The 19,705-nt window shown below is 51.8% G+C and carries 12 protein-coding genes; 10 read left to right on the forward strand and 2 right to left on the reverse strand.

Features of this window, described 5'->3' with window-relative positions; translation table 11 throughout:
* The first annotated feature begins 361 nt into the window (after window positions 1-361).
* Complete coding sequence (locus tag CIG75_RS02100) at window positions 362-3,418, forward strand: S-layer homology domain-containing protein (protein WP_094235142.1); 3,057 nt, start codon at window positions 362-364, stop codon at window positions 3,416-3,418.
* Between the two features lie 102 nt (window positions 3,419-3,520).
* On the forward strand, window positions 3,521-4,033 hold the full coding sequence (locus CIG75_RS02105; protein WP_094235143.1) for an SLAP domain-containing protein: 513 nt from the start codon (window positions 3,521-3,523) through the stop codon (window positions 4,031-4,033).
* A gap of 93 nt (window positions 4,034-4,126) precedes the next feature.
* Here CIG75_RS02105 and CIG75_RS02110 read toward each other — a convergent pair whose 3' ends face one another.
* Complete coding sequence (locus tag CIG75_RS02110; protein WP_157729335.1) at window positions 4,127-6,709, reverse strand: glycoside hydrolase family 78 protein; 2,583 nt, start codon at window positions 6,707-6,709, stop codon at window positions 4,127-4,129.
* 18 nt (window positions 6,710-6,727) lie between these two features.
* Window positions 6,728-7,063, reverse strand: a complete 336-nt coding sequence (locus CIG75_RS02115) for a hypothetical protein (protein ID WP_094235145.1) — start codon at window positions 7,061-7,063, stop codon at window positions 6,728-6,730.
* A 256-nt stretch (window positions 7,064-7,319) separates the two neighbouring features.
* On the opposite strand from CIG75_RS02115, the gene CIG75_RS02120 reads away from it, so the two are divergent.
* The 8 genes from CIG75_RS02120 to CIG75_RS02150 all read left to right on the forward strand — a co-directional run bounded on the left by CIG75_RS02120 (window position 7,320) and on the right by CIG75_RS02150 (window position 19,687).
* Window positions 7,320-10,970: an S-layer homology domain-containing protein gene (locus CIG75_RS02120; protein ID WP_094235146.1), complete on the forward strand. Its 3,651-nt coding sequence runs from the start codon at window positions 7,320-7,322 to the stop codon at window positions 10,968-10,970.
* A gap of 60 nt (window positions 10,971-11,030) precedes the next feature.
* On the forward strand, window positions 11,031-12,509 hold the full coding sequence (locus tag CIG75_RS02125; RefSeq protein WP_094235147.1) for a S41 family peptidase: 1,479 nt from the start codon (window positions 11,031-11,033) through the stop codon (window positions 12,507-12,509).
* 156 nt (window positions 12,510-12,665) lie between these two features.
* Entirely contained in the window at window positions 12,666-13,961 is a 1,296-nt protein-coding gene (locus tag CIG75_RS02130; protein WP_094235148.1) for an ArnT family glycosyltransferase, read from the forward strand.
* Window positions 13,962-14,030: 69 nt separating this feature from the next.
* Window positions 14,031-15,659, forward strand: a complete 1,629-nt coding sequence (locus tag CIG75_RS02135) for a CPBP family intramembrane glutamic endopeptidase (RefSeq protein WP_157729336.1) — start codon at window positions 14,031-14,033, stop codon at window positions 15,657-15,659.
* Between the two features lie 129 nt (window positions 15,660-15,788).
* Window positions 15,789-17,075, forward strand: coding sequence for a helix-turn-helix domain-containing protein (locus CIG75_RS02140; protein ID WP_094235150.1), 1,287 nt, complete (start codon window positions 15,789-15,791; stop codon window positions 17,073-17,075).
* Window positions 17,072-17,221 carry a hypothetical protein gene (locus CIG75_RS20545; RefSeq protein WP_157729337.1) on the forward strand — a complete coding sequence of 50 codons (150 nt, stop codon included), beginning with the start codon at window positions 17,072-17,074 and terminating at the stop codon, window positions 17,219-17,221. Before CIG75_RS02140 ends, CIG75_RS20545 begins: the two co-directional genes overlap by 4 nt.
* A 197-nt stretch (window positions 17,222-17,418) precedes the next feature.
* Window positions 17,419-18,753 carry a glycosyltransferase family 39 protein gene (locus CIG75_RS02145; RefSeq protein ID WP_157729338.1) on the forward strand — a complete coding sequence of 445 codons (1,335 nt, stop codon included), beginning with the start codon at window positions 17,419-17,421 and terminating at the stop codon, window positions 18,751-18,753.
* Window positions 18,754-18,790: 37 nt separating this feature from the next.
* Window positions 18,791-19,687: a decaprenyl-phosphate phosphoribosyltransferase gene (locus tag CIG75_RS02150; RefSeq protein ID WP_094235152.1), complete on the forward strand. Its 897-nt coding sequence runs from the start codon at window positions 18,791-18,793 to the stop codon at window positions 19,685-19,687.
* Window positions 19,688-19,705: the final 18 nt, after the last annotated feature.

Below are 19,705 nucleotides of genomic sequence, written 5' to 3' on the forward strand. Positions count from 1 at the left end.
AATACTTTTGTGGCAAAAAAGGAACAATTACATATTTTTGAATACAAAAAATGTCTCCCAAGTAGTGACAAACTTTTGGTAGTTTGCTAATATTACAGACATAGGCTCGAGCCCTTGAGAAACCTAACCGCCGTGAGGCTGTCATGAGAGCCTCGCCGGGAAGTGGTTCTGGCGCCACCAGAACCACAACTTGCTAGCCAGCCTGTCGATTGCTCGATCGATAGGAGCAAATATAACCTCAAGGGTAAACACAATTTTCAACACGAGAGATTTGATGAAAACTGTCGGAATCTCTGAACTGTTGCAGAGTTTTCGAATTTGAGTTCATACAGATCTCGCCAATCAGAAGGAGGAAGTCTCTGTGAACAAAAGCAAGAAGCTTACCGCTGCTGTAGCTGCAACCGCAGTTGCATCCGCAATCGTAGCACCGGTTGCGTCCGCATCCGTATCGTTTTCTGATATCGAAGGTTCCTACGCGAAGGATGCGATCCTTGAACTGGCGAACGCTGGCATCATCGTTGGCGAAAACGGCAAGTTCAACCCGTCCGCGAAAATCAACCGTCAAGACTTCGCAATCATCATGGCGAAAGCTCTGGGCCTGGACCTGAACAACAAGCCGGCTACCGCAACTTTCTCTGACATCCCGACCACTCACTACTCCTTTGTTGCAGTAGAAGCTGCTGTTAAAGCAGGCCTGCTGTCCGGTATTGGCGGCGGCAAGTTCGGTGCTAACACCTCCTTGACCCGTGAACAGATGGCAGTTGTGTTCGTAAACGCTCTGGGCGTAGACGTTGCTGGCAAAGGCGCTGACCTGAAATTCGCAGATGCATCCTCCATCTCTTCTTGGGCGAAAGATGCAGTTGCATACGCAGTTGAAGCGAAACTCTTGTCTGGCGGCGAAGGCAACAAGTTCAACCCGCAAGCAAGCGCTGAGCGCCAACAAGTTGCAGTTGTTGCTTCTAACTTCCTGAAAGTTAAAGAAGAACTGTCCGTTGGCACCATCACCGCTGTTGAGTACCTCGACAACACCAACCTGAAAGTTACCTTCTCCAAAGCTCTGGAAGCGGCTGACAAAGCTGATTTCGCAGTAAAGGCGAAAGCAACTGGCGCTGCTGCTGAAGTTGCAAGCGTAACTCTCTCTGACGACAAAAAATCGGCTACCGTTAAGCTGACAGCTCCGCTCGCGGCAGCTACTGCTTACACCGTATCCTACAAGCATAAGTCTCTGGAAATCACCACTCCGCAAGCTGCAACCGTTGAAGTTGCTGCAACCGGCGCGAAGAAACTGACCGTTACCTTCAACCAAGCGGTTGATACTGCAAAAGCTGATTTCGCAGTTAAGAAGGGTACCGTTGCAGTTAACGTTTCTTCCGTAACCTTCTCCGAAGACAAGAAATCGGCAGTTCTCGTACTGACCACCAAGCTGACTAAAGGCGACTACACCGTCTCCGTTACCGGCGTACAAGAGTCTGCTGTATCTGACACTGTATCTGTTGAAAACGAAACGGTTGCTTCCATCACTTTGGGTTCCGACAAAGCTGCAGCTAAGCTGGATGGCGCGGGCATCATCGTTGGCGCTACCGTAACCTACAAGGTTGTAAACCAATACGGTGAAGACCTGACCAACAACACTCCGAACATCAACTGGACCACTGGCTTGGGCACCGCTGCTGACGACAACGCTGGCTTGGTTGAGCTGACTTACAATTTCACCAAAGGTCAAACTGTCGTTCTGACTGGTGTTGATTCCACTTCGAACAAAGTAGTAACCGGCACCCTGACCGTTAGCGATGCTGCTACTACCTCCGAACTTACCTTCGGCGAACTGTACAACGCTGAAGACGAAGAGCTGACCACTACGTCCGACTTCTCCGACTTTGTGATCACGCTCGGCGGCAAAGACCAATACGGTAACACAGCGACTAAAGCACAACTGGAAAATGACTTTATCGTCACTTCTTCCAACCCGCTCGTTGCTACCGTTGAAAACACTGGCGGCTCTAACCCGGCTCCGACTGTGTCCACCGAGGTTGGCAAGAACGAAGACTCCTTGGGTCTGACTCTGGTGAGACCGGCAAACAACATCGCTGGCACCGCCACGATCCGCCTGATCAACAAGTACACCGGTAAAGATTTCACTTTCAACGTGACTGTTGTGAAAGCTGCTGCAGTTGATACCGTAACTCTGTCCGCTCCGACCGAAACGATTGCTGCTGGCGACACCGTTTCCATTCCGTTCTCTGTTCTTGATCAGAACGGTAACGAATTCAAAACGCACTCTGGTCTAGTTGCTGGTCTGGGCCTCAACGCAACCAACGGTAATATTTCCCTCGCATACGACTACGTTGCGAAGAAGTCCGTACTGAACTTCACGGCTAACGCCAAAGGCAAAGCAACTATCACTTTGGCTCCGACCTCTGGTAAAGCTCCGGCTACCATCATTTTTGACGTCGTTGATGCTCGTACTCCGGCAGTAGTTTCGAAAGTTGTTGACCTGAAAGGTGCAGTTGCAGTTGGCGCTACGTCCAAACTGACTGCTGCCAACCTGCAAGTGGTTGACCAATACGGCAAAGCAGTTACTATCGACGAAGATTTCTTCGATGACTACGAAATCGCTGTTGATGTCGCTGGTACCAAAGTTGACGCAGACGCAGACCTGATCACTTCGGTAGACGATGTGATCACCCTGACCGGTGTTGCGAAAGGCACCGAGAAGATCAAGTTGACCCTGCGCAACGCTGCTGACTCTTCCGAAGTTGCTGGCTCCTCGATCGAGTTCAACGTGAAAGCTGTTGCTCTGAGCGACATCGCTTCCTACGAAATCGGCGATGTAGCGAAGATCTACGACGATAACGCTGCTGGCTACCAAGTAGGCTTCGACGTATACGGTAAGCTCACTGACGGCACGAAAGTTGTTCTGCCGAACACAGCATTCACCGCTACTTCGACCAAAGCTGGCCTGACGTACTCCACTGCTACCCGCAAACTGGACGCAAATGGCGTGACCTTCGGCGATGCATCTGAAGTAACCGGTAAAGTGAAAGTCGTTATCGTAACCACTGGTGAGAACCTTGAGAAGGAAGTAACGATCACCAACGTTGCTCCGACTGCTACTACCTTCAAGAACGTTTCCACCAACGCAGTAGCGATCACTAGCGGCGTTGCAGCAGTTGCAGCAGCAGATGTAAACACTGCTAACCTGCTGGCTACCTTCACCGCGAAGGACCAATATGGCGTAGCGTTCGACCTGGATGACGCAACGGTTACCTACTCCAACCTGAAAGGTGCTGGTCTGAACGTTACAAACAACGGTCAAGACAACGCATCGATCACAGGCGCGGCTGCTGGTAACACCTTCGTGATGACCATCATCCTGCCGTCTGGCAAGTCTGCATTCATCAACGTAGTTGTTAAGTAAGTTATCTTAACAACAGTACGGGAAAAAGGAGCCCTGGAAACGGGCTCCTTTTTCTTTTGTGTTATACTTGGAAAAGGTGAATGACTAGCTAGGAGGTAAAGCATGGAGGAGAACAAACAGAGTTTCCTTTCTCGACTATTCAATAAGCAGCAAGGCCAGCAGGTACAGGAAGCTACGCCGGTTGATGAGAGCAAGATTCCTACAGTTGGACGTACGCTGGCGCAAACGATCATCGCATTTACCTCGGATCAGGAAGAACATTTCTCAGAGCAAGAAAAAGAAGCGCTGCGGGCTCAATTGCTGACGATGCCGAAGTTGCAAATTGGTGAGTTGAACTTTCTTCCATTGGAAGCTGGTCTGTATCAAGGCGGGTACTATGTAAAGGTCTTCATTCGCAACGGTTTGGATGTCCAAGAGGAGATCACGTTGCAAGAAGTGCCGATGTATTTACTTGATGCCAAGAATGAACCGGTCGCTGGTGGTGTGTTTGAACTTCAAGACTTTGGGACCCTTCGATTCGGAGAGACTCGATACTGGACTTTTATCTATGCTCAGGAGCAGGTTTACAAAACAAATGCGGACCTGACCGATTTTACGATTCAAATTCAAGGATAGACGTGATGCTTGAAACAGAAGAAGAACCACCTTGCCCCAATGGCAAGGTGGTTCTTCTTCTGTCTAAGCTCGCATTTTGAAACCCTTTAGTCGCTATACTAGCTCAAAACTGAACCCAATTGCATTCAATTCAATCGCTTCGAGGCTGTCGTTTGCTTCGATCGTGATACGATAGTTCACGGCCCAATTGCTCGTTGTCTTTGCCCGATTTGAAATCGTGTGCATCTGGTGATTCAAAAATGATTGTGTACATTCCTCCCAAGTCGGTGCTGGGTCGAGTCCGTTATTGCAAACATCAACTCGCAAAGATGCAGGAATGACACCATCAGTTGGTAGCTGAAACGATGAGCTAAAAACGATCCGTGATGCTGCCCGTGTTGTGGGAATCGGTGTTTTCTTCTGGAAGGCTAAGATGTTTCCACAACGAATCGTCCGCGCAGCAGTCCATGCTCCCGCCGTTCCTGAACTTGCATCGATCGGTGCCATCCGCCAAAAGTACGTCTTTCCCTCCTGTAGATCGGACTGACAGGTGTAACGCACTATACCGTTTGTGTAGGATTGATCGACACCGTCAGAGGGCATTTTGGCGAAGAATCCCAACTCAGTTTTAACCTCCCAACCTGACTGTCCGCTTTCAGTTGAGCGAACGTGTAAGTCTTTTGTAAATGCAGCGTCTTCAGCGATCTCGATTCTGAAATGTTGGTGATCGTTCTCTGGATCAATGCCGATCATGGCTTCGAAAGCGGGTCGCTTGGAAGTCCTGTATGTGTCAACAGGTGAAACGATTGTTAACGGCTCAGGCGGGGAATTTGTTGTGAAATAGTAGGCGTTGCTGAAATCGCTGCTCATTCCACTGCTGTCTGTGACCCTTATTTGCCAGAAGTACGTGCTTCCAAGCGTCAAAGAATCGGAGGGGACATCGTAGAACGTGTTTGCGGAAAGAATCACATCACTGCTGTGAATCTGTACGTTGTCCACTGTGCGGAAGATTCTGATCTCGAATTTCGCTTGCGGATGATTTTCTTGGTCGCTGTAACTCCATGTAAGACGAGGGGTCAGACTTCCGCCAGTCGGTAAGGTCGAATCAGCGTTTCCGTAGGTTGGGATTGCGCTGGGTGCATTTGCAGTTTTGAAATATTGCACTTCACTTGATGGGCTGGCCGCATCGTGGTTGTCCCACACTCTTACTGAATAGTAGTAAACGGTGCCCGGTGAAAGCTTATCTGATGGAATTGTGTACGTACTGCTCACGCTGATTACTTTCCCGCTATCGTCCACTACCGCACCATCACTGCTGCGGGTGGTGATGACCTGATAGGCTTTTTGTGGAGCAGAGGAATCAGGATCGTTGAATGTCCAAGAGAGAGTCGGTGTCAATGTTATCTGTAGAGAGGGGGTTGTGTCTGTACCCGAGGGGCTCAGGTTGCTAGGTACGCTTGGTGCGAGATTTATGGATTCCCAGTCCCACGTACTGGGGGAAAATGTAAAGATTGGCTTCGTAGTTGAAGCCGTATTGACACGGATGTATCCGGCCCCGCCACCGCCGGAAAGGGATGTATTGGTTCCATTAGCACCAGAGCCACTTGTCGCGCTGATGCCTGTTCGGGCTGGAGAATAAGAAGCCCCGCCACCACCACCGCCTGCGGCGTGTCCTGCGCCACCTGCATAACTTGTGACGCTCTCGCCATTACCACCTTTTGCAACTTGACCGCTTTCTCCGCCTGATGGCTGATTCCCTGCAGTTATCGAAGCACCTCCGCCACCACCTGAAGCCACCAAACCGTTATTTCGTAGATTACTTACTCGGCATTCAAGCCAGATCGTTCCGCCTGCGCCGCCACCGCCACCTGTTCCTCCGCTATTGTTACTGCTAAAGCCTAAGCCTCCGCCACAGTAAATCAGCCCATTAGTACCTAAAGTGATCGTATCGGCGTGAATGACGACAATCCCGCCACCAGAGCCACCACCATTGCTGGTTCCATTCCCTGGACCGCCTGGAGTCAGTCGTGTATAGTAGTCGATCGCTATCGAGGGACCGTAGGCAGACGACACATTACTCCCATACCCACCGATAAAGCGGTTCCCTCCACCTGCTCCGCCCGCACCTGTAGATCCAGTCGGTGTTAACAGGGGAATTACGTTTTGTCGTGCACCTTGGGGACCTCTGTCAAGCGTGGTGATATGCCCGTCAATTTTAACAGTACCGGTAGCTCGAAAGAAAATGACGCCCCCGCAAATCGTAATTCTAGCGTTCGCATTATCCCAGACCGGATAATTCGTGGTCAAAGAGCCGGTCGCCTCTATGGTCACGTCTGTATAGTGCGGGACTTTTTGCACGATCATCAAGGCGGGATACCGTCCGGCACCACTTGTCGATGTATCAAGTGGTTCGCCGCCGAGATGTAAAGTATTTCCTGAAATGCTGGTCACGGTAAACGTTTGGTACTTTCCGAAGTTGGCAGCTGTACAGCCAGCCTCTACAGTACCCATCAGGCACATTGCAAGGATCTCGTCTCCTACCGCAATACCCGATGGCGGGGCACTCAGCGTGATGCTGGTGGCCGTTGTGCTGACAACTAAATTGAATGGTGCATATCTGGCAGTATTAAAGTTAGAGGAATTATTAATCGTTAAGACACCGTCGCGCCCAGTTCCTTTCGATAGTGTTCTTGGCATTTTACGCTACCTCGCTTTCTACATAAGATACATTTTCTGATTTAGGGCATCGAACTTCAACGCGTCATTCAGGGGGACGATGTCATCCGTGTTGAAAAACGATTCCACAAAGATGTTGGGTGCTCCGATGTTCAATTTTGATTTTTGGATAGACTCGACTGCGATCGCGAGATTGATGAAGCAAAGTTGTAGAGCGAGCAGCGTTTCGTTGGTCTTAGATTCACGATCCGAAATGTCTTGTTTGAGCGTTTCGACCTTCGTCTGCGTCGATTCAATCGCGCTCTCAATTCGATTCATATCCTGCGCAGTCAATACCTCATGGTTCTGCCAGTCTGTCTTCGGAATGTATGTCATACGCTAACCTCCTTTCTGTAGAGCCGCACAAAGCGCTGGAAGTTGAAGCAAAAAAGTTGAACATTTTTCTCGATTTCTAGCAATCTACTATAAACTATTCTGCATTTCGACCGACATAAAGAGAGAGGGGAAAGTTCTTTCTCGCAAATTTCTTCAAAAGAATTGGGAAGAAGGAACTAGATCGTAATGGCAGGAGTCTTCTGGATACTGTCGAAAACTGTTATCAAATGCAAAATCGTGCAAGGGAGGAATAAAGGTGAAACCATTGCAACACAAGTTGCTCAGTTTGTTTATGATCCTGGCAATGGTCATCACGCTGTTGCCCGTTGGGTTGGCACAGGCGGATGCACAATATTTCCGCTTTACCAACTTTTCGACCAATGCGGCCGATCCGACGCAGGTCAACACCAATGTGGTGCAGCTGGTCGGTTCGTTCAACGGCGTGTCGGCGAACTCGATCACTTATCAGATCGAGCAGATCATCAATGGACAATCTGTCAAAATCTCACGGGGAACGGGTGTCAACCCGATCATCGAGAACGGCAACACGTTTAAGTTTCTCAACGTGGAACTGTTCCAAGGGTTGAATAAGATCACCGTCTTCGGGACCAACCCGAGCGGTAACCAAGTTCCCGGCGAATGCTATGTTTACTTCTCGAATGTTCCAGTCCTCTATGATATCAAATTGGTCAATGGCAACCAATTAGAAGCGGGTGTACCGCAAATCGTTACGTCGCCATCGACTGTCATCTTGCTGAAAGCTCCGAACGCTGACCGCGTGACGATCAACGGCAACATCGCGTATGCGGCGGGCGAAAATTCGTTTATCGTATCCGACTTGAGGTTGCAGCCCGGTCTGAACAACTTGGCGATCGTGGCCAGCAACGAGACGATGACCTATTCGCTCAACCGTCAGCTCGTCTACTTCAACGGTTATCCGACCGCGTATGAGACGAAAGTTGTCAACGGTGGTGGGAACCCGGTCTCGCTGGAAGGCAACCCGACCGTTGGTCCGAACGCCGGCTCATCGCTGACCGGTCGCATCAATGGTCAGATCGTTTATGCAACGGACGCTAGCAACCCGTCGAATCCGGCGCTCACACTTGAACTGTACGACGAAAGCACGGACCTGCTTCTCTCCACGTTGGCGACGACCGTCACGCGTGACACCGTAACACCGGGTCACACGATCTTCTCGTACACCTCTACGACCGATCTGAACGTTTCGGCAAACGGTAAGTATGTGTTGCGCGTGCGCGGCGACTACGGCACACAGACTTCCAACTATCCGATCAGCTTCGCGTATCGCAATACGAATACCGCTTACATCTCGGAATTGAACCAGATCTATAACGTACGCGATCTCGATGCTTCGACCGTCGTGTACGATTCCAGCACGCTCTTCGTTCCGAACTCAACCATTTTCGAATTGCCGATCTGGCTGGAAGCGAAGATTGAGAACCCATTTAATCTCAGCAACGTCACGTTGAAGTCCACTCAGAATGGAGTAGATGTCTCGCCCAGCGTCTTTAACTACACTCCGAAGCTGACTTCCAACGGTACGGCAGCCTTTAAGATCAACAACATGCCGGCTGGTGAGCAGGTCTTGACGGTCACCGTCACATCGGCAGGCGGCACCGAATCGAAGCAGGTTCGTGTCAACTATGTACCAGCTCCTTTCATTCAGTTGAACAACATCTACAACAGCAAGGTGTTCACCACCAACGGCACCTACCCGGCGGATGAAGATGATCCGAAGAAATTTACGACCTTGAAAGGCCGTCTGGTCAACTTCAACAATGCAGGTGGTCCGGATCATGATTCCGTTCAGGTCAAGATCAACGGTCGCTCGGTGGCCCTGAAGGATCACCTGTCGGCTGCAGGAATTGATGCGCAAGGGAACTTCACCTTTGTCGTACCAAACGATATGAAACTGGTCAACGGCCCGAACCAACTGACCATTTCGGGTGTGGCCAACGGCATTCCGGTCACGACAACGCTGACCATCTACCTGTTCTCCGATAAGGTTCCGACGATCGTCAACGTGAAGCCGGTGCCGCATGATGCACTGTCTCCGCTGATGGATGACGAGCAACTGAAGTTCAAGAACACGGGCAACCTGCAATATGTCACCAATGAGCGTGAAGCGGACATCCTGTTCAGCGTTCAAAACGTCGATCAGGTGGTCATCACCGTCGATGGCGTGCAATTGGTAACCGCAGAGAACAATGGCACTGGCACCTTGGTCAGCAATGATCCGATGCTCTTGCGCATCGATTCGCACGACCCGTTGGAGCGTCGCTATATGCTGCGTATTCCGAAACATCAATTGCCGCGCACCGGCCTGAGATCGATCACCATTCAGGCGCATCTGGATAGCTCGAGCGTTTCCTCGACCCTGCAAATCACACGCGAGCTGTCTCCGTACGTCGTGCTCTCGCCGAAACTGCCGAACGAGCGCGTGATCAACCAGAACTTCTTGGACATCGCGATCCAAGCGGAAGGCGCAGATGATGTGCAGATCGGCAAGGAGTCGATGAAGAAAGATGCGAACGACATTTTCCACTATGAGCTGCGCAACTTGAAAGCGGGCATCAACAAGGTGAAGTTCACCGTCGTTCGCGGTACACAAAAACTGGCAGGCGAGTTTGAAGTCAACTATGCGGCTACCAACACGGTCGGTGGTCAGTTCAAAACCACCGTTCCGAAAAGCGGCTCGGTAAAAGTGTTCAACGGCGACCTGACGCTGTCCCTGCCGAAAAACACCTTGCTCCGCCAGTCGAATGCGACACCGGGACAAGATCCGCGCACCGTCGATCTGTTCGACTCGCAGAACATCCTGTTTGGAATCGCGGACCGCAACGATGGCCGTACGCTGAAGAAGTACAATGACAACGGTGAGATTCGCGATATTTCTCCGATGGACATCGCAGCCAATCTGCTGACGGTTCCGTCGCACTTCGGCTACGCATCCAAGCTGTTCTGGTTGGATGCAGGCTACTTCGATACGTCTGCTCTGACCCAATGGACCACCGTTCACGGTCAGCATCCGTACATGAACGGCTATGAATTCTACACCCGCACCACGAACAAATGGATGGAACCGTCGCAGCGCGGCACGATCACCTTGAAATATGAAGGCGACATTCGCGACGTGGTGGCACCGAAGATGTCGATCTGGCGCTTCCACAACAACTCGTGGAAAAACCTCGGCGGCATCGTCGATGTCAGCAAAAAGACGGTCACCGCTTCCTTTGATGGCTTTGGCTACTACGCGGTGTTCTATGATGCGTATTCCTTCAATGACATCATCGGCCATGGATACGCCCGCAACCAGCTCGAAGCGATGTTCTCCAAAGGCGTGATGCTGCCGAAGAACAACAACGAGTTTGGCGTCTATGACAATATCACGCGTGGCGAGTTCGCGACGATGATGGTCAAGATGCTCGACCTTCCGCTCTCCTACGACCCGAACAACTTAACGTTTGACGACGTGCCAAACGTTGCAGTTCCGGGCGCGCTGTACGACTTCCGCTACATTGAGACCGCTGTGAAACGCGGGATCATCCGTGGCATGGGACCGCGCATCTTTGCGCCCAACCAGAGCTTGACCCGTGAACAGGCGGCCGTCATGATCGCTCGGGCGATGAACCTGAAGGTCAGCCTAGACACCGACAAAGAAAAGATCAACCTGCAAAAGCTGTTTACCGACGCAAACACCGTAGACTTCTACGCGATCACTTCGATCACCGCAGTCGCGAAGGAAGGCATTATCGTCGGGCGCCCGAACCAGCTGACGGGCGGCTCGAGCAAGCCGACCTATCGCTTTGACCCGCACTCGTTCTTGAATCGTGCGGATGCAGCGATCATCGCTGACAAAGTGATGCGTAAAATGAAACGTCTGTAAGCGACAGACAGCAGGAAACCCCCTTTTTAGCTCGAAAGAGTTGGAAAAGGGGGTTTTTTCATGCGTTGGAAACCATTTTTGATTTCCTCCACACTCAGTCTGGCGCTGTTGTTCGGTCAGGCGGGCGTAGTTGCTGCCGAGACGGTGGACCCACAGGAACACACTCTGCTTGAACTATACCGACTCATCGTTGACCGTCACTATACACATCCAGATCGCGATAAGGTGCTCCAAGGCGCGATCAAAGGGATGCTCGAAGTGTTGCAAGATCCCTTCTCGTCCTATATGACGCCTGATGAATATGCGGCGTTCATCAAGGCGCTGGACAACCAATATGCCGGGATCGGCACGCAGCTAAACAGCGCCAAAACGGGAGAGATCTTGATCACGGAGGTGTATGATAACTCACCGGCACAGCGGGCGGGATTGCAAGCGGGCGATCGCATTCTCACCGTTGATGGTCAAGCGGTCACTGGAAAACAGATCGACAGCGTGGCCCCCCTGGTGCGCGGCAAAGCGGGCACCGAGACAGTGCTGACCATCATGCGAGGCAGTGTAGGGCCGCAGACGATCAAGGTGAAGCGGGAGGAGATCTCGTTGCCGACCGTCACCGCGAAGGATATGGGTAATGGGGTCGGTTACCTGCGCATTCTGACGTTTGGCGGCAACACGTCTCGGGAATTTTTTACCGAGTATGACAAGTTGATCGCCACCTCGCCAAACGGCATTCTGCTCGATCTGCGCGGCAATGGCGGCGGTTCAGTGCTGTCTGCGCTGGAGATCGCCGATCACTTTCTGACCTCCGGCACGATGCTCGTCCTGCACGATGAGTCGGGCGAGACGCAAGAGATCAAAGCTGATGAACTGGGTACTGACATCCCGGTGGCCATTCTTGTCGATCAACACACGGCCAGCGCTTCGGAGATGCTGGCAGGTGCTTTACAACAGAATGGCCGGGCCAAATTGATCGGCACGCAGACGTATGGCAAAGGCACGATGCAAGAACCGATCACCTTGCAAAGTGGGGGTGTGCTCAAACTATCGGTCGATGCGTGGGCGCTGGGCGACGGTAGCTCGATCCAAGAAGTCGGTTTGACGCCCGACATCCGCTTGACCTTCCCGAGCGTCATGGTCAATGGCGGGCTGAATCAACTGCTCCCGAAACGTGAGCAAACGCTGACCTTGCAACGCAGCGGAGGCAGTGGTGAACTGAACGGCGTTCGCTTGCTCGATGTGCCTGCTCTCCTGACGAAACAAGGACAGGACTTCCTCCCGTTGCGCTATGTGGTGGAAGCGTTCGGTTCCGAAGTCAAATGGCTCCCTGAAGCGTCGGCTGTTCAATTTTCGCTGGAGAACCAAACGGTCCGTGTGCAACTGCGGACTGGCACCGTCTCCGTGAACGACAAAGATCTCCGACTTCAATCATCAGAAGTTCACGTTGAAAATGGTGTCACGTATCTGTCCAGCCGCGCTCTCGATCTGATTCTTGGCGGCGGCATTCAAGCGACAGACCGCACAATTACGATTCGCGCTGACTAATCTCATCACGTTTCGACGCGCACCTGTCAAATGGTGCGCTTTTTATTTCCGAGGAAATAGTGGATGAATAATTATCCGCAAGATTCATACGTTTTACAATGATTTCCTGTTTGTGGTAGTCTAGCCCAAATGTAGACGGAAGGTGTGACTCCCCTGTTGCGAAGATCGCTACTGCCTGTCACCATCGCGCTCCTCCTGCTCTTCTCGTTATGGGTTAGACTCGACTATGTGTCTGGCTTGGAAGTGACGCCTGTTTCCGATATGGCAGACTATGATCAACGGGCGATGCTGCTCGCGGAAAAAGGGACGTTTGCCACCGGGGATCGTCACGGCGCGACCTATCGCGCACCGGGTTATGTGATGTTTCTCGCCGGATTGTATGAACTGTTCGGGCACAAATACCGCATGATCTACGGCGTGCAGTCGCTGCTCTCTGTGGCGACGCTGTTTGCCATCTATCTGATTGGACGACGCTTATTTGACGTCAAGGTGGCCCTGCTAGCCCTGTTTCTGGGCGTGCTGTATGTGCCATTCATCGGTTATGCGGGCGTGTTGCTGACCGAATCGCTGTTTCTCGCCCTGTTCTGCTATGCGCTGTATGCATTTCTGTGTGGCGCAGCGGACGGTAAAATTCGCTGGTTTCTGCTGGCCGGGGCGCTGTTTGGACTCGCCGCTTTGACCCGTTCAATCGCCGTGAGCTTGCCGTTGCTTTGCATCGTCTGGTTGATGTTGCAGCAAAAGACGATCAAACTGCCGCGGCCGCTCTGGGGGCAACTCTTGTCGATGCTCCTGTTGATGGCGGTGGTGATCGCGCCTTGGACGATTCGCAGTTCTTTGGAACAAAAACAGTTTGTGCTCGTCGATACGACCTCAGGGCTCAACCTGTTGATCGGCAACAACGACTATGCCAATGGCTACTTTAATGAAAACATCTACAGCGTAGCGGCGTACAAAACGGCGATGGCAGGCAACAAGCGTGATGCGGAAGTGGATGCGATCATGAAAGCGGGGGCGAAGACGTGGATCGTTGAACATCCTGCCCGTTTTGCCGACCTGACTTGGATGCGCCTGAAAATGCATCTGTCGGCCAAAAAAGACTGGCTGTCCAACACCTACGAGTGGAATCGCATCGCCCTGTTTTCGGAAAACTTTCAGATTCGCTACCAATGGATGTTGATGGCGTTGGGACTGGTCGGCATGGCGCTCGCCGTCTGGCGCGATCAACGGGCGCTGTTGCCCGTTTTTTGTGCGGGTTATTTTCTTTGCGCGATCTCCGTCTTTTTTGTGCAGACGCGCTACCAGTTGCCCGCGATGCCGTTTGTGATGTTGCTCGCGGCCTATGTGTTGCGGGAGATGGGGAAAAGTCCGCGTAAAGCGGTAACAATTTTTGCAGTCGTGTTCTGCCTTACGTTATGGTTAGAGGAACTCGCGGTACAATATAATGTGATGTAAGTATCGGTAATGCAAATTTTTCCAGTCAGTACGATGGCAGGGAAGAGGATAGATCGAGGAGGTGGCTTCGTGGGCGCGAAAAAACGATCGGATCGCTGGCTGTGGGGCTTGGGACTGCTCGGGCTGTTGATGTATTTCGTGTTCTCTTGGCAGGACCTGTTCGCGGCCCAAGAGTGGAAGGCGCTCTCCCGCGAGGAAGTGGTCGAAAAGGCCAAGGCGAACTGGCAGGAGGCTGGTATCGAACTGGAAGGGTATCGGATCAACGCCGTGATGGAAAGCGAACCTTCACTCGACGGATATCTCGGCAAGGAAGACCTGCGCAGCGAATTTGAAAATCAAGCGCCTGCGACCGCTCCTTCTGTCTACTGGCATGTCACCTTTTATGCGGGCGAGATGTCGTCGGGCGACACACGTTATGAAACGTACCATGACCTCGTCAGCGGCCAAGTGTTCCGTCACATTCGTCCAGATACGGATGATGGCAAGGAGATCGGCGAGACAGAAGCACTTCAACTGGCACAGAGCGCTTTAAGCAAGCTCGGCATCGATCGCACGCGGCTGAGCCTGCTGACCGATGAGGAGCTGATGCTGGAAGAAGTGGGCGACTGGGAGCTAAACTCTTTTCATTTCGTTTGGGAGGACCACCAGTACGCAGTGGGAGAATCTCGCCTCTATTACAGCGTGAACGTCACGGATGGCAACGTGTCGGCGGTGACATCCTACTATGAGGTACCAGAAGCGTTCGAACAGTGGCAGAGCAAGCAGACGCTGTTCGCCTCGATTTTGACGGGATTCTCCATGCTCGGGTCGTTCCTAATGCTGGTGATCGCGTTTGTCTTTCTGTTTCTGTTGCAGCAAAAGCGCCCGCATTGGACGACGTTGTGGCTGTCTTTGCTCGTGATGGTACTGTATGCGGCAAGCAACATCAACCAATGGCCGATCATTGAAGCGCAGGGGTTGGCAGAAGGCGGCGTCTTGGGCGTGTTGATCGTCGGTGCGTTTGCGATCGTCGCGGTGGTGTTCGTGTCGATTTTGGTCGGTGCGGGCAATTACCCGCTGACGATGACCGGCGCGATGCTGGTGCGGGAGGTCAAACCATCGCTTTGGCTGTCGAGAAAAGACCCAGAGTGGGGAGAGCGGCTTCGGTTGGCCGCCAAGCGCGGTTATCTGCTGGCGTTCGCTTGGATGGGATTCCAAGGCTTGTTCTACTTCATCGGTGAGCGCTACTTTGGCGTCTGGTACGAGAACGACCTGTCGATGTCGCCAGCTAACATGTGGGTTCCCGCGCTGTTTCCGCTTATGGCATGGTTCGCTGGCATCTCCGAGGAGATCGTCTACCGCCTGTTTGGCGTCACGTTCTTGAAACGGTATCTCAAATACTCCTTCGTCGCCACATTGCTGCCGGCGATGATCTGGGCGCTCGGACACTCGCTCTATCCGATCTACCCAATTTATACGCGCTTCATTGAACTGACGATCTTTGGCGTGATCATCGGCTATTGCTACCTCCACTATGGACTGGAGACGGTGATTTTTGCTCACGTCATTTTCGATACGGTCTTGATGTGCATCCCCTTGTTCCTGTCGGGGGAAGCGGTACAGGTGGCTTCGGGAATTGGATTTTTAATCCTGCCGCTATTGGTTGGATATGGATTCTCATTAATCAAACCGAAGCGAGAGCAATTAGATTTTGCGTAAAGTTGGTTTGCCTTTCGAAAATATGGGCAGAATGTGCATTATATACTTTTATTTATCGTAAGCATCGTATAAGATTAACGTTAAGTAAACTACTTCGTGAATGATAGACCTTCTGGGGGAGGAACGGATATGAATAAGACACTGGGGCAAAAGATCCGGGAATGGCGTATGCGAAAGGGGATCACACAAACGGAATTGGCGGAGGGTCTGGTGACTCCTAGCATGATTTCCCAGATTGAAAGCGACAAAGCGAATCCGTCCTTTAAACTGTTGGAGGGGATTTCCCGCAAGTTGGACGTGCCGATCGATCAATTTTTGATGGATATGCAAGATAAGCTTGAACATGACACGCGTCACAAGCTGGCGAAATCGCTGATTTCGGCGAAGCAGTTTGAAAAAGCGATCCAGGTGCTGGAAGGATTGGCTGATGAGACGGCTGTTGACCGCAACGAAGTGCGCAAAGAATTGGCATCGGCCTATATCTATGCCAAGCAATTTGACAATGCCACCCGTCTGCTCGAATCGATGCTGGAGGAAGTTGCGCTCGACAAAGACCGCTCCCATGCGGTTGAACTCCTGCGTTGGCTTGGTCGTGCCAAGATGGAACAGCATGACTATGTGATGGCGAAGCACTACTTCCAACAAGCGATGAAGGAGCTGGCGAAAAGCGAAACGTTGGATAACGGTTCGCGCGGTTCCCTGTACCACAACTTTGCGGCCACGCTCGCGTACCTTGGGGAGGTACAAGAAGCGATCGAAATCTACAAAAAAGCGATCACCGCGTTGCAAGGCACGCCGAATCTTCTGCAGATGGGCAGAACCTATACGGCACTTGCCACCGCTTATTACCATATGAACGAGTACACGCAGGCTGCGGAAACCACCCGTACGGCAATCACGATGTTCCGCAGTGTCAACAATCGCTTCGATGAAGTCGTCGCGAAGAAAAACTACGGAATTTTGCAGTACGAGCTGGAAAATTACGAAGAAGCGATCGCACAGTTCGAAGACTGTGCCGAAGAATTCAAAGCGATGGGCGAAATGGATCTCGTCGCCAACGTTTACGGGGAGATCGGGACCGTTTATTTCCGTCAGAAAAATTATCAAGAGGCGGAAAAATGGTGTTTCCGCGCCTTGGAATTGCTGGGCAAAGAACACCGTGAGCGCGCGTTCATCTATCGGACGATGGGCGTGATGTATCAAGAACTTCAAAATTTTGAACGCGCATTGGAGTATATGTTAAGTTCTGTCGCACTTTTTGAAAAATACGGCTTGCACGTCGAGGCCTCAAAATGTTATTCTCATATTGTAAGCATATACGAAGCACGTGGAGAGCTAGATAAGGCAAGCGAGTATATGCAAAGAATGACTTCCACAATGCGGGAAGGACTAAGGGTGAGGGGGCTTTATCTGTGAAAAAAGTGATCTTTTCCGTCCTTGCGGTACTGGCACTTGGCGTGTCCTTCGTGAACGTGCAGGCTAATCACGAAGCACTATCCATTACCACACCTATCTTGGACAGCATTAAGTACGCGTCGATCACAACTCCGATCGCTGACTAATTTGGTGCTTCCTATTTGGCAAGTTCCGACTGTCACAGTGTCGGGTGACGCGGAGGTAACATTATGCTGCTCTCATTTTTAATTTTGAATAATCGCTGATATCACAATCGCCTGAGAGTTCAATCTCGGCGATTTTTTTTGCCGAACTGAGATCGTTTGGGTAGAATAGGAAGAAAAGGACTGGAGATATGGCCAACTTGTGGAGTAAGGTTCCTAAATATGAGTTTTTCTCATTTCTCTTCATCACCGTGGTGGCAATCGCGCTGCGTATCGTCTGGATGTTAAAGATACCAAACGCTCCGATTTACGATTTTGCCACCTATCATGAAATTGCGGTCAACATTGCGACCGGATATGGACATACCTACCAAGGCGATGCCATCGCTTTCCAAGGGATGGGCTATCCGACCGCACTCGGCGTATTTTATCGCCTGATCGGGGATACGTCGGTGCAGAGTGGCAAACTGTTCAACCTGCTGTTATCGACGGCCACGCTGCTTTTGGTCTATCCAATCTTTCGAAAGTTGGCGAAAAGCAGGAAAGTTTCGTTGGCTGCCTACGCATTGATCGCCTTTTTGCCGAACTATATCGCATATGTGAATGTGCTGGGCGCCGAAGTGTTTTTGGCGTTTCTGTTTGCGGCCGTGATTTTCTTGCAACTGTATGGGTTCAACAAATGGGTGCGCTACCCGTTGCTCGGCATCTTCATTGGGCTAGCGGCGCTGACCAAGCCGGTCTTTCTCGTCTATCCGGTCGTAGTGGCTGCGGTGCACTATCTTCGTGAAAAAAATCTCAGGCAGACGCTAATCCTGCTCGTCTCGGTCACGCTGGTGATGGCGGCGACCGTCGCTCCGTGGACCTATCGCAACTATGTGAAGTATGAAGCGTTCATTCCGGTTTCCTATAACTCGGGGTACGTACTATACCTGAATAATAACGACAACAATGTGAATGGTGGCTGGATGCCGCTGACCGATGCGGCAGCCTCACCCGAACTGCGGGCCAAGATCGATGCGATCTTAGAGCATGGGGCGCGCAGTGAGAAAGTGGCCTATGAGCTCGATCCACTGTTGAAAGCGGAAGGCAAGAGCTGGATTTTGGCGCATCCGTTGGAGTTTGCCAAACTTGGGGCCCTGCGCGTGCAGGCAACCTTTTTCAACGGCGCGTGGGATATCGGCAGTTGGGCGATGAACGAGCTCTATCCGGAGCAACCGTTCTGGACGATTCAATTGGAGCGCGATCTGAAAGTGTTCCGGGCCGTCTCGGATGCATGGCTGAATGGGATGAATACGCTGGCGTTTCTGTTCGTGCTGATCGCGACCATTCCGGTGGTCAGGTCGCTGTTCGCCCGCGAGCGAAAACTGGCGGATGGACTGGTCTTGCCTACCGTCAACGTGCTCTATTTCACCCTGATCTACTTTGTGTTTGAAGGGCAGGCACGCTATAATTTTCCGGTGTTGTTCCTGATGGCATTCTGCGCTGTCATGGCCCTAGGTACGATTCGAAGCGGTGTGAAACGACTGACCGACTAGCCGCGAACAACCTGTCTGTTCATCTTGGAGGTGGCAAGTGTTGAAGCAAGAAGCTGTACGAGCTGAGGCGAACGTGTTGTTTTTGCTGTTTCAACAGCTCCGTCCGAAACAGTGGACGAAAAATTTACTCGTTTTTGCAGCCCTGATCTTTTCGTTTCAGGTTGCCAATGTCGATCTGTTGATCCGCTCAGTAGCCGGGTTTCTCCTGTTCTGCTTTGTGTCGGGGTGCGTTTATATCCTCAATGATTTTGTGGACCGCGAAGCGGACCGCCAGCACCCGGAAAAACGCGATCGGCCGATGGCGTCCGGGGCGCTCAACCCCTATCTGGCCTTATCGTTCGGGTTTGTGTTACTCCTCGCTGCGATCGCGGTGGGGCTGTATCTCGAGCCCTTGTTTGGCGTGTTGTTGATCGTGTATTTTGCGATCAATGTGGCCTATTCCTTTCGATTGAAACATGTGGTGATCATCGATGTGATGATCATCGCGTCAGGCTTTGTCTTTCGGGCGATCGGCGGGGCGTTGGTGATCGACGTACCGTTTACGCCGTGGTTTCTGCTCTGTACGATGTTGCTCGCCTTGTTTCTGGCGATCTCCAAGCGCCGTCATGAACTGTATCTGCTCCAAAACAACAAAGGGTCGCACCGCAAAGTGCTGGAAAGCTACTCGCCGGAGCTGCTCAATCAACTGAACTCCATCGTCATCACGGCGACGATCATGAGCTATGCACTGTACACGTTCACATCGGGGCACACGATCCATTTGATGTGGACCATTCCGCTCGTCATCTACGGGATCTTCCGCTACCTCTACCTGATCTTGATGGAGGAGAAAGGCGGCAAACCTGAGCGTGACCTGTTTCAGGACAAGCATATCTTGATCACCGTTCTGCTCTACGGACTGGCTGTGGTCGTGATTCTGAACTATTTTGAGTAATCCTTGGGGGACAAAACG

The sequence above is a fragment of the Tumebacillus algifaecis genome (genome assembly GCF_002243515.1).
Taxonomy (GTDB): Bacteria; Bacillota; Bacilli; order Tumebacillales; family Tumebacillaceae; genus Tumebacillus_A; species Tumebacillus_A algifaecis.

Bases quoted from the DNA above. Each gene is read 5' to 3' on its own strand.
- CIG75_RS02105 (WP_094235143.1), top strand. From the start codon at position 3,521: ATGGAGGAGAACAAACAGAGTTTCCTTTCTCGACTATTCAATAAGCAG.
- CIG75_RS02110 (WP_157729335.1), bottom strand. From the start codon at position 6,709: ATGCCAAGAACACTATCGAAAGGAACTGGGCGCGACGGTGTCTTAACG.
- CIG75_RS02115 (WP_094235145.1), bottom strand. From the start codon at position 7,063: ATGACATACATTCCGAAGACAGACTGGCAGAACCATGAGGTATTGACT.
- CIG75_RS02125 (WP_094235147.1), top strand. From the start codon at position 11,031: ATGCGTTGGAAACCATTTTTGATTTCCTCCACACTCAGTCTGGCGCTG.
- CIG75_RS02140 (WP_094235150.1), top strand. From the start codon at position 15,789: ATGAATAAGACACTGGGGCAAAAGATCCGGGAATGGCGTATGCGAAAG.